The sequence below is a fragment of the Herminiimonas sp. NPDC097707 genome, assembly GCF_044761395.1.
In the GTDB taxonomy this organism is placed as follows: domain Bacteria; phylum Pseudomonadota; class Gammaproteobacteria; order Burkholderiales; family Burkholderiaceae_D; genus Oxalicibacterium.
In genome coordinates this window covers 1,465,241-1,478,617 of the sequence record NZ_JBIWCI010000001.1, presented here as the reverse complement: position 1 = coordinate 1,478,617, position 13,377 = coordinate 1,465,241, and the positions used below count along the sequence as shown (strand labels likewise).

The window sequence follows — 13,377 nt, the reverse complement described above, 5'->3', positions numbered from 1 at the left end:
GGAGTATCAAAATGGCTTACTCAGACAAAGTTCTCGATCACTACGAAAATCCGCGCAACGTAGGCGCGTTTGACAAGGGTGATGAAACAATCGGTACCGGTATGGTCGGTGCGCCGGCTTGTGGCGACGTGATGAAATTGCAGATCAAGGTCGGCGCTGATGGCGTGATCCAGGACGCAAAATTCAAAACCTACGGTTGCGGTTCGGCGATTGCATCGTCTTCGCTGGTGACTGAATGGGTCAAGGGCAAGACGCTGGATCAAGCACTGTCGATCAAGAATACGCAAATTGCCGAAGAGCTGGCTTTGCCGCCGGTGAAAATTCACTGCTCGATTCTGGCGGAAGATGCGATCAAGGCAGCCGTGCTGGATTACAAAACCAAGCATGGCGTGGCGGAAGCTGAAAAAGCAGTTTGAGTTTGTTTGCTTCGTGCAGCATGCAACAAGGCTGTGTGCTTCAACGACTATCTGTTTAAGCGGAAACTATGGCTATTACACTGACTGAAAAAGCGGCGAAACATATCAACCGCTACATGGAACGACGCGGCAAGGGCATAGGCCTGCGCTTCGGCGTGCGCACGACCGGTTGCTCCGGTCTGGCCTACAAGCTGGAATATGTGGACGAAAGCGCGAGCGAAGACAGCGTGTTCGAATCGCATGGCGTCAAGGTATTCGTCGATCCGAAAAGTCTGCCGTATATTGATGGCACCGAGCTCGATTTCGCACGCGAAGGCTTGAATGAAGGTTTCAAGTTCCACAACCCCAACGTCAAGGACGAATGCGGTTGCGGTGAGAGTTTCCGTATTTGACGCATACCTGCAGGGCCTAATGGCTGGCAGCAGAATTGATGTCCTGATTGAGCCTGTCGAAATTGTGCAGGCTCTTTTATTTGATACACCGAACATCCAGCAGCGATGACGTCTGCACAGCAGCCAACAAAATGGCAGACGGATAGCCCAAGTATGCAAAATCACTTTGATCTTTTTCAGTTGCCGCAACGTTTTTCACTCGATGCGCGTGCGCTCGACCAGGCTTATCACGAAGTCCAGAATCAGGTGCATCCGGACAAGTTTGCCAGTGCGCCGGACGCAGAGAAGCGGGTCGCCATGCAATGGGCAACGCGTGCGAATGAGGCATACACGACACTGAAAAATCCGTTCAAGCGTGCTGCTTATTTATGCGAACTGAACGGTGTTGACCTGCAAGTCGAATCCAATACCGCGATGCCGCTGGCATTCCTGATGCAGCAGATGGAATGGCGCGAAGCGCTCGACGATGCGCGCGCTCAAAAGAATAGAGATGAGCTGGAAGCGCTGGAAACGGCCATCCGTACTGCACGCAAGACCAGCCTGGAAGAAATCGGCGTACTGCTGGATGGCGATGATTTTGCCGGTGCTGCCGGATTGGTGCGGCAACTGATGTTTCTGGAAAAATTTTCCGCTGAGGTGTCACATGCGCTGGATGTGCTGCCGGACTAGCAAGAGGTGTGCTGTAAACTGCGGTATCCGGGTGTGATCATGCACAGACTATGAGCGTTGCCATGCATGAAAAATGGCAACGATTTACTTGAGATAAGTTACAAACGAATATGGCTCTTCTTCAAATCGCCGAACCCGGCATGTCCACCGCACCGCATCAGCATAGACTGGCGGTCGGTATCGATCTCGGCACCACCAATTCGCTGGTTGCCACGGTACGCAACAGCATTCCCGAAATATTGACCGATGAAGAAGGGCGTTCGCTCTTGCCGTCGGTTGTGCATTACCTGAAGAATGGCAGTGCGCATATCGGTTACAAGGCACAGGCCGCGCAAAATATCGATCCGAAGAATACGATCGTTTCCGTCAAGCGCTTCATGGGACGCGGCTTGAAAGATATCGCGTACGCGGAAAACCTGCCTTACGATTTCCTCGATACGCCCGGCATGGTGCAGCTGAAAACCGTCGCCGGTGTAAAAAGCCCGGTTGAAGTATCGGCAGAAATTCTCGCCACTTTGCGCCAGCAGGCTGAAGATGCGCTGGGCGACGATCTGGTCGGTGCCGTGATTACGGTGCCGGCATACTTTGACGATGCGCAGCGTCAGGCAACCAAGGATGCGGCCAAACTCGCAGGCCTGAACGTATTGCGTTTGCTCAACGAACCGACGGCGGCGGCAATCGCCTACGGCCTGGACAATGGATCGGAAGGCGTGTTCGCAGTCTACGATCTGGGCGGCGGCACCTTCGATGTCTCTATCCTGAAACTGACCAAGGGCGTATTTGAAGTATTGTCTACCGGCGGCGATTCGGCTCTGGGTGGCGACGATTTCGATCATCGCCTGTTCTGCTGGATCATCGAGCAAGCCGGACTGGCTCCACTCTCCGAGATAGATACCAGTGTGCTGATGGTCAAGGCGCGCGAAGCGAAGGAACTGCTGTCGTCGAAATCGGAAACGCTGATCGACGCCGTATTGACTTCCGGCGAAGAAGTCCATGTCACTGTGACCGCTGCAGATTTTATCCAGATGACGCAACATCTGGTGACCAAGACCATTACGCCAACCAAAAAGGCACTGCGCGACGCTGGTTTGAGCGTGGATGATGTGGATGGCGTGGTGATGGTAGGCGGCGCCACGCGCATGCCGCACATACGCAAGGCGGTCGGTGATTTTTTCCAGTCGACGCCATTGGCGAATATCGATCCCGATAAAGTAGTGGCGCTGGGCGCTGCAGTGCAGGCCAACTTATTGGCAGGAAATCGCGCTGCTGGCGATGACTGGTTGCTGCTGGATGTGATTCCATTGTCGTTGGGTATCGAGACGATGGGCGGTCTGGTGGAAAAAGTCATCCCGCGCAATTCGACGATTCCCTGCGCACGTGCGCAGGAATTCACCACCTTCAAGGATGGTCAGACGGCGCTTGCGGTGCACATTGTGCAGGGTGAGCGTGAGTTGGTAACGGATTGCCGCTCGCTGGCAAAATTCGAATTGCGCGGCATTCCGCCTATGGCCGCTGGTGCAGCACGCATCCGTGTGACTTACCAGGTGGACGCGGATGGTTTGCTCTCTGTCTCTGCGCGCGAGTTGCGTTCGGGTGTCGAAGCGTCGATCAGCGTCAAGCCATCCTATGGTTTGGCCGACGATCAGATCGCGCAGATGCTGCAGGATTCCTTCAAGTCGGCTGATGTCGATATGGCTGCACGCGCATTGCGCGAGGAGCAGGTGGAAGCCGAGCGCATCGTGCTGGCAACGCAGTCGGCGCTGGATGCGGATGCGAGCCTGCTGTCGGACAATGAACGCGAGGATATCGTCGCGCTGCTGGATAGCGTCAGGCAGGCTGGTAGCGGCACCGATCATCTGGCCATCAAGGCTGCAGTCGATGCATTGGCGCACGGCACGGAGGAATTTGCCGCGCGTAGAATGGATAGGAGCGTGCGGTCTGCGCTGTCCGGCAAGAAACTGGATGAGATTTGATCCATCGTTTTGTGCCTGTTATGGCGCAAGATTGCCGACAGCAAACATATGCACTACAGCCTGAGTAATTTTTCAGGGCAATAACATTTAAACTTTCGAGGTAACCAAGTGCCGCAAATTGTTGTTCTTCCCCACCATGTCTTGTGCCCGGATGGCGCCGTAATTGATGCACCAGCGGGTAAATCGATATGCGACGTCCTGCTGGAAAACGATATCGATATCGAACACGCGTGCGAAAAATCCTGCGCATGCACCACGTGTCACGTGATTGTGCGAGAAGGATTCAGTTCGCTGAATGAGGCGGAAGACAAGGAAGAAGATTTGCTGGACAAGGCGTGGGGGCTGGAAGCAGCATCGCGTCTGTCATGTCAGGCGATTGTTGCGGAGGAAGATCTGGTGGTGGAAATTCCACGTTACACGATCAATCACGCCAGTGAAAATCACTAAGGAGTCTTGCGATGAAATGGACAGACACGATCCGCATTGCGGAAGAGCTGCATGATAAATTTCCGGATATCGATCCGCTGACAATACGCTTCACTGATCTGCACAAGTGGGTATGTGAGCTGGAAGACTTTGACGACTTGCCTGCGCATTCAGGCGAGAAAATTCTCGAGGCGATCCAGATGGCATGGATAGAAGAAGCGCAATAAAACTGTCGCAGTGCTTTTCAGCTCAGGATTGAGCTTGAATCAGCGCAGTGATCAGACGAAAAAAGAGCGACCATTGGTCGCTCTTTTTTATTTGGTTTGCCTGGATCAGCGTGCGCGCAAATAGCCATCGACTACGCGAACACGGTCGCCGGTACTCCAGTTCGGTTGGTTGTCGTAAGGGAAGGTGCGGATCTTGCCGTCTTCCATGCGCACACGCACTTCATACGTCGATGCAGTACGCGTACGCTTTTCGATTTCGTTACCGGCAAAGCCGCCGCCGACTGCACCGGCTACTGTCGCCAGACTGCGACCGCTGCCGTTACCGATCTGGTTACCCAGCAAACCACCCACAACCGCACCGCCTACTACGCCGACACCGCTAGGCTTGGCTGCGGTTTGTACCGAGCGTACTGACTCTACGCGGCCGCAGTCGTAACAGACTTGCGCCTGTGCCACCTTGCTCGGTGCTGATTCGCGTGCCTTGGCGCGCTCCGCAATGCGGCGATCCTCTTCTTTCAGGCGTGCCTGGTGGGCTTTTTCATCTTCTGTTTTTTGCGCTGCCATCCGTGCTTCGTTTGCACGTTCTTCTGCAGCTTTTGCTTCTGCAGCCTTTTCGGCAGCCTCTTTGTCGAGGGCTGCAATCGCTTCTTTTTGTGCGCTGGCGCTATTTGAGTTCGGCAACATTCCGGTCATGGCGGCAACACCTACCAGGCTGACCAGCAGGACGCCGATAGCGGCTGCGGCAACGAGCGGATGAATACGGTTTGAATTATTCTTGGTTTCCATAACTTGCTCCTGATGTGGGTGATTCCACGTTGTATTGATGTGGGCAAAGTATTACGCTCTCCGGCGCAAATAAAAAGCGCAAACCTGTGTCAGATGTAAGCTGATGTAACTAGGAGTAGTGAAAGTCTTAATTAGTTGCCATAAAAAAAGGACTGCCTGAGCAGTCCTTTTTTCTTGCGGCAACTTAGTCTTCGCGTCGCAGATGCGGAAACAGCAGCACGTCACGGATATTCGGCGAATCGGTGATGATCATCATCAGCCTATCGATACCGATACCACAACCGCCGGTTGGAGGCATACCGTATTCCAGTGCGCGTATGTAGTCGGCGTCGTAATACATCGCTTCTTCATCGCCGGCATCTTTTGCTGCAACCTGCGCCTGAAAGCGGGCGGCCTGATCTTCTGCATCGTTCAATTCGGAGAAGCCGTTGGCGATCTCGCGACCCACCATGAACAATTCGAAGCGCTCGGTAATGCCGGCGACGGTATCCGATGCGCGCGCCAATGGCGACACTTCAACCGGGTAATCGATGATGTAAGTCGGCTCCCACAGTTGTGCTTCTGCGGTTTCTTCAAACAAAGCCAGTTGCAGTGCACCGAGGCCGGAATGTGCGTGCGGCTTCACGCCGAACTTCTTCAGTTCCGCCTTGATGTATTCGGCATCATGTAATTGTTCGTGCGTGTATTGCGGTGCAAATTTATTGATTGCGCCAACGATGGTCAGACGGTGGAACGGCTTTGCCAGATCCAGTTCACGACCGCCGTAGGTCAGGGTTGCCGTACCGTGCGCATCGATAGCCGCCTGGCGAATCACGGCTTCGGTGAAGTCCATCAGCCATTTGTAATCGGTGTAGGCCGCATAGAATTCCATCATCGTGAATTCCGGATTGTGACGGATCGAAACACCTTCATTACGGAAGTTGCGGTTGATTTCGAACACGCGGTCGAAGCCGCCGACTACCAGACGTTTCAGGTACAACTCAGGTGCGATACGCAGGAACATCTCCATGTCGAGCGCATTGTGATGGGTGGTGAAAGGCTTGGCTGCTGCGCCGCCGGGAATCGTGTGCAGCATCGGCGTTTCCACTTCCATGAACTCGTTCTTTTCCATGAAGCGACGAATCGATGAGATCGCGGCAGTACGCGCCTTGAAGGTACGGCGCGTGTCTTCGTTCATGATCAGATCGACGTAACGCTGACGGTATTTGGTTTCCTGATCGGCGAGGCCGTGGAATTTATCCGGCAACGGGCGCAGAGATTTTGTGATCAGGCGCAGTTCAGTCACCTTGATTGTCAACTCGTCAGTCTGGGTTTTGAACAGCGTGCCGCTGACACCCAGGATATCGCCGAGGTCGTAGTGATGCAGTGCAGCCATCGCCGCTTCGCCGGTCAGATTCAGCGTTGCATAGATCTGGATGCGACCATCAGCCTTTGGACCGGATGCATCCTGCAATGTGGCGAATGCCGCTTTTTTACCCGCCTCACGTTTCAACATCATGCGGCCTGCCAGCACGACGGTGACAGGCTCTGCTTCCAGTTCTTCGCGTGTCTTGCTGCCGTATTTTTCCTGCAGGTCCGCCGCCTTGTGTTGCGGGCGGAAGTCGTTAGGGAAGGCGATGCCTTGTTCGCGCAAGGCGCTCAGCTTGGCGCGGCGCTCGGCGATGATTTTGTTTTCGTCTATCGGTAGCGATGCTGCGGCGTCGTCGTTGTGCGTAGTCATGGAAACAATCTGTGAGGTAAATGCAATTAAAAGTGAAGCAGTGGCAAATGTGCTGATGAAGGCGGATGAAGGTGAACTAAACGCCTTGCTTCAGCGATGCGGCAATGAAATCATCCAGATCGCCGTCGAGCACGGCTTTGGTATTGCCGGTCTCGAAGTTGGTGCGCAAATCCTTGATGCGAGACTGATCCAGCACGTAGGAACGGATTTGATGACCCCAGCCGACGTCGGTCTTGGAATCTTCCAGCTTTTGCTGTTCGCTCATGCGGTTGCGCAATTCAAGCTCATACAGCTTGGCCTTCAGCATATCCCATGCTTCAGCCTTGTTGCGATGCTGCGAGCGGTCGTTCTGACACTGCACCACGATGCCGGACGGGCCGTGCGTCAGACGCACTGCAGAATCCGTTTTGTTGATGTGCTGACCACCAGCGCCGGATGCGCGGTAGGTGTCGAGGCGCACGTCGGCCGGGTTGATATCGATCTCGATTGAATCGTCGACTTCCGGATACACAAACAGGCTGGAGAAAGATGTGTGGCGGCCATTGGCGGAATCGAACGGCGATTTGCGCACCAGGCGATGTACGCCGGTTTCGGTGCGCAGCAGGCCGTAGGCGTATTCGCCTTCGACTTTCAGCGTGGCAGTTTTAATGCCCGCGACCTCGCCATCGGATTGCTCCAGGATATCAACCTTGAAGCCCTTGCGTTCGCAATAACGCAGGTATTGGCGTAACAGCATCGAAGCCCAGTCCTGCGCTTCGGTACCGCCGGCACCGGCTTGAATATCAATAAAGCAGTTGTTGGCATCCATGGGGCCGCTGAACATGCGGCGGAATTCCATGCCTTCTACGATCTTGAGCAGTTCTTGCGAATCGGCTTCAATCGCGACGATCGTGTCTTCGTCGTTTTCTTCGCGCGCCATCTCGAACAAATCGTGCGCGTCTTTCAGCTCAGCATCGACTTTGATGAGGGTATGGACGATCGCTTCCAGCGATTTTTTTTCTTTGCCCAGATCCTGGGCGCGTTTTGGATCGTCCCAGACTTTCGGGTCTTCCAATTCGCCGTTAACCTGGTCTAGTTTCTCTGACTTGATATCGAAGTCAAAGATACCTCCGAAGTTCGGTCGCACGATCGGTAAGATCGTCGAGCAGGGATTCGAGGGAGTTTAAGCGTTCTGCTTCCATGATGTTCTTTGCGGGGAAAACCGGGAATTATACCTGAGCGTTACTTCTTGATATGGATCATTCGTACAGAGCCGGTAATGTGCTTTCATGCTGAATATGCAGTATTCACGTCTCTTCCTGCGGGCAGTATATGGCGTAAAGCATGGCGATGACGGAACCTATGTCCTTGTTTTTTATGAAATAGTACAAGGTTCGATGGTCGCGTCGGTAGTCGACGATTCCCTCTTCGCGCAGGCGGGCCAGATGCTGGGAAAGGGCGGTTTGGCTGATATCCAGGTGTGCCAGGATATCGCTGACGCAACGTTCGCCTTCGATAAGCAGGCAAAGAATCAGCAATCGACTCGGGTTGGCGAGATTTTTTAGAAATGCGGCGGCATCCTCCGCATTTTTCTTCATGTCGCGTATGTTCTTGTCCATTTTTTCAGCAGTCATGCGAGATATCTTGACTTATTATATTAGATAAGTCTAATATTAGAAATACCTAAATTGATGGGAGGAAGCATGAGCAAGGATTATCAGGCTGTCACATCGGACATTGTTGACTATATTCGGCAAATGAAACCATTGATTCCGGGGACCATGAAAGGATTTTACGAGATGGCCGCGGCGGCAAGCGCCGATGGTGCACTCGAAAAAAAGACCAAGGAATTTATCGCATTGGCAATCGGTGTGGCAATTCGTTGTGATGGATGCATAGGTTTTCACAGCAAGGCGCTGCGCGATCTGGGTGCCACCCGTAATGAAGTTGCCGAAGTGCTTGGCATGGCAATTTACATGGGCGGTGGTCCTTCGCTGATGTATGCGGCGGATGCCTTGCGTGCGTATGACCAGTTTGCGGCAGCTAGTTGAATATCAAGGAGAGCACGATGGCAGTATCAATCAGGAAAGTGGCACCGCAGAACATGCAGGCTGAGCAGGTATGTTTGATTCTCGATGTACGGACCGAGGCCGAGCATGCGATGACAGCGCTCGAGAAAGAACATATTCATTTGCCGCTGGATCGGCTGCAAGCGCGCGAGTTCATGCAGGAGCAGCAGCTGGATGGGGGCACGCCGCTTTACGTTCTGTGTGCTGCGGGTGCGCGTGCAACGAAGGCGGCCGAGATGTTTGCGCAAGCCGGTTTGAACAATGTGCACGTCATTGATGGCGGCATCCAGGCGTGCAAGGCGGCCGGATTGCCATTGATTATTCGTCCGGGCATGTCACTGGAGCGGCAAGTGCGGATTGTTGCCGGCAGTCTGGTGCTGCTCGCTTGCGTGCTGGGTACATGGGTGCATCCGGGATTCTACGGAATCGCGGCAGTGGTTGGTGGCGGACTGGTGTTTGCCGGCATTACCGACTGGTGCGGGATGGCAATGCTGCTTGCAAAAGCACCCTGGAACCGATCGTCGAAACGGAGTTGACCGGACACTGATTTTGGATGGTAATCTGTCCTGCATGCGGGGTAAGCAGGCAGGTATTTGAATGAGCGGGTATCTGCCGCGTCGATGTATGCTCCCGATTTGTGATGTAGTTCAAATAAATATGATGCAGGGGAGCAGTCAATATGGAGCGAGCGCGACGAGCTTCAGTCTTGTTTGTCATGAGCCTTTTATTGACAGCGTGTTCGACGATGGATACGGCGTCAAACAAGCACGGCGAGGTCAAGGGCACCTCAATCAGCGGCAGGGAAATGGGGCAGTCCGATACCAACCGTATTGCCACGCTCGGCATGCGGAGCAACCTGGACAGCCTCTATCTGTTGATGGAAAAACTGTACCGGCGCAATCCTGCAGAATGGAAAAAGACTGCCGCCAGTCGCGATGAAAGCATCAAACGCGTGCGTGATGCGATTGAACAGCGGCAGCCGTGGCCGGAATTGCGGGGACAGCGCGATATCAAGGCCTTGTCGCTGGCGCTGACGCCGGAATTCAACGGCGATCGCGTGGCCGCTTTTATTTATGCCTCTGCCGACATGATCATTACCGCACACGACGGCAAGACGGAATTCTTTCTGGTCGATGGTCTGGACGCCCAGCATTTATACAATGCAGCGCGCAATATCGAAATTGCGGTCTGGCTGTTGGGTAACCGCCGCAATCCCGAGGGTAAGATATTGCTGCTGTCCGACGACATGGGCGAGAGCGGGCGCAATCTGAGCTTCCAGCGCGAATTCGGCAAGATCGTCGGCCGGCTCGATTTGCTGGCCGTCTTTATCACCGAAAAATACCGGCGTGCCGGCATCAACTATGTGCAGAACATGATAGGCGGATCGTTCCTGCAGTTTCTGCCGGTGCGATGAATTGGAGCGGGCATCTGCATTTGCTGCACATGCCGTCCCTTATTCACTTGCCTCTCGCTTGCAGCATCAAGCCGCTTCAGCATGCTCGACCAGCAACTGGACGCGGGTTCTGCCATTGAATTCATTGGCGTCCAGCCGGTAGGCAACTCTGGCGGTGGCGGGCAGCGAATCGATATGGCCGAACCAGATGGCATCGAATTGCTGGCCGTCTTTTTCCAAGGTCAGTTTCAGGTGTCTTTCTTTCAGAATCCGCTGATTGACCACGCGGAATTCGTCGCAGAATAGCGGCGGCGCAAAGCCTTGTCCCCACACTTGCTCTGCCATCAATTCGATGAATTGCGTCGTGAAGTAAGCCGGCTCCAGCGGTCCGTCGGTTTCGATCACGCGCTCCAGCTGATTCCGGCTTAGCCAATTTTTTCCAACCGCTTCAAATGCCTGTGTGAACGCTTCCAGCGATTCTGCGCGTATCGTCAGGCCGGCTGCCATCGCATGGCCGCCGAATTTATCGATCAGCGTCGGTGCATGTTTGGATACCAGATCCAGCGCGTCGCGCAGATGGAAGCCTGCGATGGAACGACCGGAGCCCTTGATCCAGCCATTGCCGGCATCGGCAAAGGTGATCGTCGGACGGTAGAACTTGTCTTTCAGACGGGACGCGACGATGCCGATCACGCCCTGATGCCAGCTCGGATCGAAAATGCTGATCGTGGTGCTGTCGTGCGGATCGAATTTATCCAGCAACAGTAGAGCGGTGTCCTGCATGTTGGCTTCGATGGTGCGGCGTTCACGATTGATTTCATCAAGCTGCTGCGCGATCGCCCAGGCGCGGCCTTCGTCGTCGGTGGTCAGGCATTCGATACCGAGCGACATGTCGGACAAACGGCCGGCCGCATTCAGGCGCGGACCCAGTGCAAAGCCGAGATCGAAAGGCGAGGCGCTGCGTGCTTCGCGCCCGGCAGCGCGGAACAGGGCGGCGATACCTGCATGCATGCGGCCGGCACGCATGCGCTTCAGGCCTTGCGCCACCAGGATGCGATTGTTGGCGTCGAGCTTGACGACGTCGGCCACGGTGCCGAGCGCGACCAGATCGAGGAGGGTATCCAGCTTGGGTTGTGTCTGCGCATCGAAGATGCCGCGCTTGCGCATCTCCGCGCGCAAGGCCAGCAGCACGTAAAACATCACGCCGACACCAGCCAGATTCTTGCTCGGGAAGCCGCAGTCCGGTTGATTCGGATTGACGATCACACGAGCCTTGGGCAGCGTGTCAGCGGGTAAATGGTGATCGGTGACAACGACGTCGATGCCGCGCCGGTTGGCTTCTGCCACGCCGTCTATGCTGGCGATGCCGTTGTCGACGGTGATGATGATATCCGGCGACTTTTCGTGCACGGCAAGCGCCACGATTTCTGGCGTCAGGCCGTAGCCGTATTCAAAGCGGTTCGGCACGATGAAGTCGACGATGGCGCCCATCGCACGCAAACCGCGCAAGGCGACTGCGCAGGCGGTGGCGCCGTCGCAATCGTAGTCGGCAACGATAACCAGTTTCTTTTTGTCGGCAATGGCATCGGCCAGGAAAACGGCGGCGACATTGATGTGCAGCAAACCGGGCGGCGGAATCAGTGCGCTCAGTTCGCTGGTCAGTTCCTTCAGATCGAGCAAGCCGCGCGCTGTGTACAGTCGCGCCATGACCGGATGCACGCCGCTCTGGCGCATGCGTTCGGCGTCGCGAAAGGGGTAGGGGCGGGTAGTAATGCGTGTCATGCGACTAACCGTGCGAGCGAAGGTTTGCACCAGAATTTGCGCAGCGATGACTTGCCTAGCGAGAAGCTGGAACAAGCGGTGTTGTGACTGAGTGTGATAGTGAGTTTGTCGAGCTGACCATTTTTAATGGCATCTAGCAAAGGTGCAAACCATGCGGCTTCCATGGCTTGAAAACGCGTGAGCCATTCGGACCAGTCGCCGGCCAGTGCGGGCTCTATCAACTGATCGAGTACCAATAAACCGTGTTGCGGTTTTGCATTGATCATGTCGACCGCCGAGGTGATGGCGATTTGTCTACCAGCCTGTGCTGCAAAGGGTTTACGCGCATTTGAGAAAGTGAACGTTTCTTCAATTTTTGTGGGCGCAGCCGCTGTCGTGCTGGATGCGCCGCCCCACAGCCAGATCGAATTGACCGGCTTCAGGCCGCGGGCTTCGCGCTGCTCATTGATGGCATGCGCGTGCCAATGCATCTGGATTTCGTTTTGCAGCCGTCGCCAGTCGCGCTCATTCGGCCCCTTCGGCATCCAGATGTCGATGTTGTGGCCGCAGGCAGCATCGGGTGTGGATGTTTGCAGTGCGGACCAGTCATCGGCGCGCAGAAACCATGTCTGTGCATCGCCGTAGCGCAGCGTCTTGCCGGATTCTTCAAATAGCGTGTGGGTGATCTCGAACAGCGCGCGTCCATCAGCTTCGGATAATTGCAACTGGCGCGGATCGGTCAGCACCAGATGATCGCGCGCGATATGCAGATGCACAGCTTGCAGGATGAACCAGGTGCCGGGCTCCGCTGGCAGTGCCATTGTTTGCATGGCACTAATGGCCAGCGCCGGGCTGCTGCTGTTATCGGCTTGTTCTGCGAGGCCGAACTGCTGCGCCAGCCAGTATTCATGCGGCAAGGTGCGGGAAAAACCGTCGGATACCTGCCGTCCCGAGACGCTGGCGTGTGCCAGCAGGGTGGCCAGTGCGGGCATCTTCAGTTCGCGCAGCAAGTCGCGCGCCAGTTCTGCCGGCGGCATGGCAAAGGGTAAAAGGAGTTCAAGTTGAGTCATGCCGCGATTGTAGGGCAAATGTTGTGCCTGCTGCTGTCGCGTGCATGTGTTGCAGATAAGTTGCGCATAAAAAGGCCACCCGAAGGTGGCGTTTTTAAAATGGCGCGAGAGGCGTAGTTTAGTGGGTGCGAAGGCCGCCGTGATGGCGGCATGCCTGTGCGTTCTTCTGCCGCGAACCGTCGTGGCAGCGTACGTGTTTTTCTGTTTTGTTGTGGCCTGCAGGCATGACGTGATCCTTGTATAGTTCGCGGTCATTTCGCATGCCAGGTCCTGGCTGCCAAGGTTCGCTATGGCGCATCTCATCGCGCGGCGGTGGGTAATTCTGTGCTTGTGATAATGGGCTGAATACGGTGAGCAGGGCAGCAATGGCAAATATCTTTTTCATTTTCGGCTCCTTTTTATCTGCGTGGGAAAGCATGATGATTATGTTGCCGAATCCTTGCTTTTTCGATTCCACAAAGACGCATTTCCTTGTAGGCGAAATGGAAGGTAGCGG

Annotated in this window: 16 protein-coding genes; 9 read left to right on the top strand and 7 right to left on the bottom strand. The window is 55.1% G+C overall.

Translation table 11 applies throughout. The annotated features are described in order from the left end of the window. Window positions 1-11 precede the first annotated feature (11 nt). The 6 genes from iscU (at window position 12) to iscX (ending at window position 4,103) form a co-directional block, all read left to right on the top strand. On the top strand, window positions 12-416 hold the full coding sequence (iscU, locus tag ACIQW9_RS07125; RefSeq protein WP_402334710.1) for a Fe-S cluster assembly scaffold IscU: 405 nt from the start codon (window positions 12-14) through the stop codon (window positions 414-416). Between the two features lie 68 nt (window positions 417-484). Then, complete coding sequence (iscA, locus tag ACIQW9_RS07120; RefSeq protein ID WP_011871640.1) at window positions 485-808, top strand: iron-sulfur cluster assembly protein IscA; 324 nt, start codon at window positions 485-487, stop codon at window positions 806-808. 153 nt (window positions 809-961) lie between these two features. Beyond that, window positions 962-1,477, top strand: a complete 516-nt coding sequence (hscB, locus tag ACIQW9_RS07115) for a Fe-S protein assembly co-chaperone HscB (RefSeq protein ID WP_402334707.1) — start codon at window positions 962-964, stop codon at window positions 1,475-1,477. Between the two features lie 110 nt (window positions 1,478-1,587). Further along, entirely contained in the window at window positions 1,588-3,450 is a 1,863-nt protein-coding gene (gene hscA, locus ACIQW9_RS07110; RefSeq protein WP_402334704.1) for a Fe-S protein assembly chaperone HscA, read from the top strand. 108 nt (window positions 3,451-3,558) lie between these two features. Further along, window positions 3,559-3,897, top strand: coding sequence for an ISC system 2Fe-2S type ferredoxin (gene fdx, locus ACIQW9_RS07105; protein WP_402334701.1), 339 nt, complete (start codon window positions 3,559-3,561; stop codon window positions 3,895-3,897). 11 nt (window positions 3,898-3,908) lie between these two features. Then, a complete protein-coding gene (gene iscX / locus ACIQW9_RS07100) occupies window positions 3,909-4,103 on the top strand; it encodes a Fe-S cluster assembly protein IscX (protein ID WP_011871637.1) in 195 nt (64 codons plus the stop codon). 105 nt (window positions 4,104-4,208) lie between these two features. On the opposite strand, the gene ACIQW9_RS07095 is transcribed toward iscX, so the two are convergent. From ACIQW9_RS07095 to ACIQW9_RS07080, 4 genes are all read right to left on the bottom strand, one after another. Next, on the bottom strand, window positions 4,209-4,889 hold the full coding sequence (locus ACIQW9_RS07095) for a glycine zipper 2TM domain-containing protein (protein ID WP_402334698.1): 681 nt from the start codon (window positions 4,887-4,889) through the stop codon (window positions 4,209-4,211). 184 nt (window positions 4,890-5,073) lie between these two features. Then, on the bottom strand, window positions 5,074-6,609 hold the full coding sequence (gene lysS, locus ACIQW9_RS07090; protein ID WP_402334695.1) for a lysine--tRNA ligase: 1,536 nt from the start codon (window positions 6,607-6,609) through the stop codon (window positions 5,074-5,076). A 76-nt stretch (window positions 6,610-6,685) separates the two neighbouring features. Then, window positions 6,686-7,790, bottom strand: a protein-coding gene (gene prfB / locus ACIQW9_RS07085; protein ID WP_402334692.1) for a peptide chain release factor 2 whose coding sequence is annotated in 2 segments (ribosomal slippage) — window positions 6,686-7,708 and window positions 7,710-7,790 — 1,104 coding nt in all. Because the reading frame shifts where the segments join, the coding sequence is not laid out codon by codon here. A gap of 105 nt (window positions 7,791-7,895) precedes the next feature. Further along, a complete protein-coding gene (locus tag ACIQW9_RS07080; RefSeq protein ID WP_402334689.1) occupies window positions 7,896-8,222 on the bottom strand; it encodes an ArsR/SmtB family transcription factor in 327 nt (108 codons plus the stop codon). 69 nt (window positions 8,223-8,291) lie between these two features. Here ACIQW9_RS07080 and ACIQW9_RS07075 point away from each other — a divergent pair, with 69 nt between their 5' ends. From ACIQW9_RS07075 to ACIQW9_RS07065, 3 genes are all read left to right on the top strand, one after another. Next, a complete protein-coding gene (locus tag ACIQW9_RS07075; protein WP_402334686.1) occupies window positions 8,292-8,639 on the top strand; it encodes a carboxymuconolactone decarboxylase family protein in 348 nt (115 codons plus the stop codon). 17 nt (window positions 8,640-8,656) lie between these two features. Continuing rightward, entirely contained in the window at window positions 8,657-9,193 is a 537-nt protein-coding gene (locus tag ACIQW9_RS07070) for a rhodanese-like domain-containing protein (RefSeq protein WP_402334684.1), read from the top strand. 179 nt (window positions 9,194-9,372) lie between these two features. After that, window positions 9,373-10,071 (top strand): hypothetical protein, encoded by a 699-nt coding sequence (locus ACIQW9_RS07065; protein ID WP_402334681.1) that lies wholly within the window; start codon window positions 9,373-9,375, stop codon window positions 10,069-10,071. Window positions 10,072-10,137: 66 nt separating this feature from the next. Here ACIQW9_RS07065 and recJ read toward each other — a convergent pair whose 3' ends face one another. The 3 genes from recJ to ACIQW9_RS07050 form a co-directional block, all read right to left on the bottom strand. Then, window positions 10,138-11,832: a single-stranded-DNA-specific exonuclease RecJ gene (gene recJ / locus ACIQW9_RS07060; RefSeq protein WP_402334678.1), complete on the bottom strand. Its 1,695-nt coding sequence runs from the start codon at window positions 11,830-11,832 to the stop codon at window positions 10,138-10,140. Further along, the gene (locus ACIQW9_RS07055) at window positions 11,829-12,881 is read right to left on the bottom strand and encodes a hypothetical protein (protein WP_402334675.1); all 1,053 of its coding nucleotides are present in this window, start codon (window positions 12,879-12,881) and stop codon (window positions 11,829-11,831) included. The genes recJ and ACIQW9_RS07055 overlap by 4 nt, the downstream gene beginning before the upstream one ends. 118 nt (window positions 12,882-12,999) lie before the next feature. Further along, a complete protein-coding gene (locus ACIQW9_RS07050) occupies window positions 13,000-13,338 on the bottom strand; it encodes a hypothetical protein (protein WP_402334673.1) in 339 nt (112 codons plus the stop codon). Window positions 13,339-13,377 lie beyond the last annotated feature (39 nt).

What these genes read in the sequence shown, in the direction of transcription:
- hscA (WP_402334704.1), top strand. Translation starts at nt 1,588, where the DNA reads ATGGCTCTTCTTCAAATCGCCGAACCCGGCATGTCCACCGCACCGCAT.
- iscX (WP_011871637.1), top strand. Translation starts at nt 3,909, where the DNA reads ATGAAATGGACAGACACGATCCGCATTGCGGAAGAGCTGCATGATAAA.
- lysS (WP_402334695.1), bottom strand. Translation starts at nt 6,609, where the DNA reads ATGACTACGCACAACGACGACGCCGCAGCATCGCTACCGATAGACGAA.
- ACIQW9_RS07070 (WP_402334684.1), top strand. Translation starts at nt 8,657, where the DNA reads ATGGCAGTATCAATCAGGAAAGTGGCACCGCAGAACATGCAGGCTGAG.
- ACIQW9_RS07055 (WP_402334675.1), bottom strand. Translation starts at nt 12,881, where the DNA reads ATGACTCAACTTGAACTCCTTTTACCCTTTGCCATGCCGCCGGCAGAA.
- iscU (WP_402334710.1), top strand. Translation starts at nt 12, where the DNA reads ATGGCTTACTCAGACAAAGTTCTCGATCACTACGAAAATCCGCGCAAC.
- ACIQW9_RS07080 (WP_402334689.1), bottom strand. Translation starts at nt 8,222, where the DNA reads ATGACTGCTGAAAAAATGGACAAGAACATACGCGACATGAAGAAAAAT.
- ACIQW9_RS07065 (WP_402334681.1), top strand. Translation starts at nt 9,373, where the DNA reads ATGAGCCTTTTATTGACAGCGTGTTCGACGATGGATACGGCGTCAAAC.
- iscA (WP_011871640.1), top strand. Translation starts at nt 485, where the DNA reads ATGGCTATTACACTGACTGAAAAAGCGGCGAAACATATCAACCGCTAC.
- ACIQW9_RS07095 (WP_402334698.1), bottom strand. Translation starts at nt 4,889, where the DNA reads ATGGAAACCAAGAATAATTCAAACCGTATTCATCCGCTCGTTGCCGCA.
- recJ (WP_402334678.1), bottom strand. Translation starts at nt 11,832, where the DNA reads ATGACACGCATTACTACCCGCCCCTACCCCTTTCGCGACGCCGAACGC.
- hscB (WP_402334707.1), top strand. Translation starts at nt 962, where the DNA reads ATGCAAAATCACTTTGATCTTTTTCAGTTGCCGCAACGTTTTTCACTC.
- ACIQW9_RS07075 (WP_402334686.1), top strand. Translation starts at nt 8,292, where the DNA reads ATGAGCAAGGATTATCAGGCTGTCACATCGGACATTGTTGACTATATT.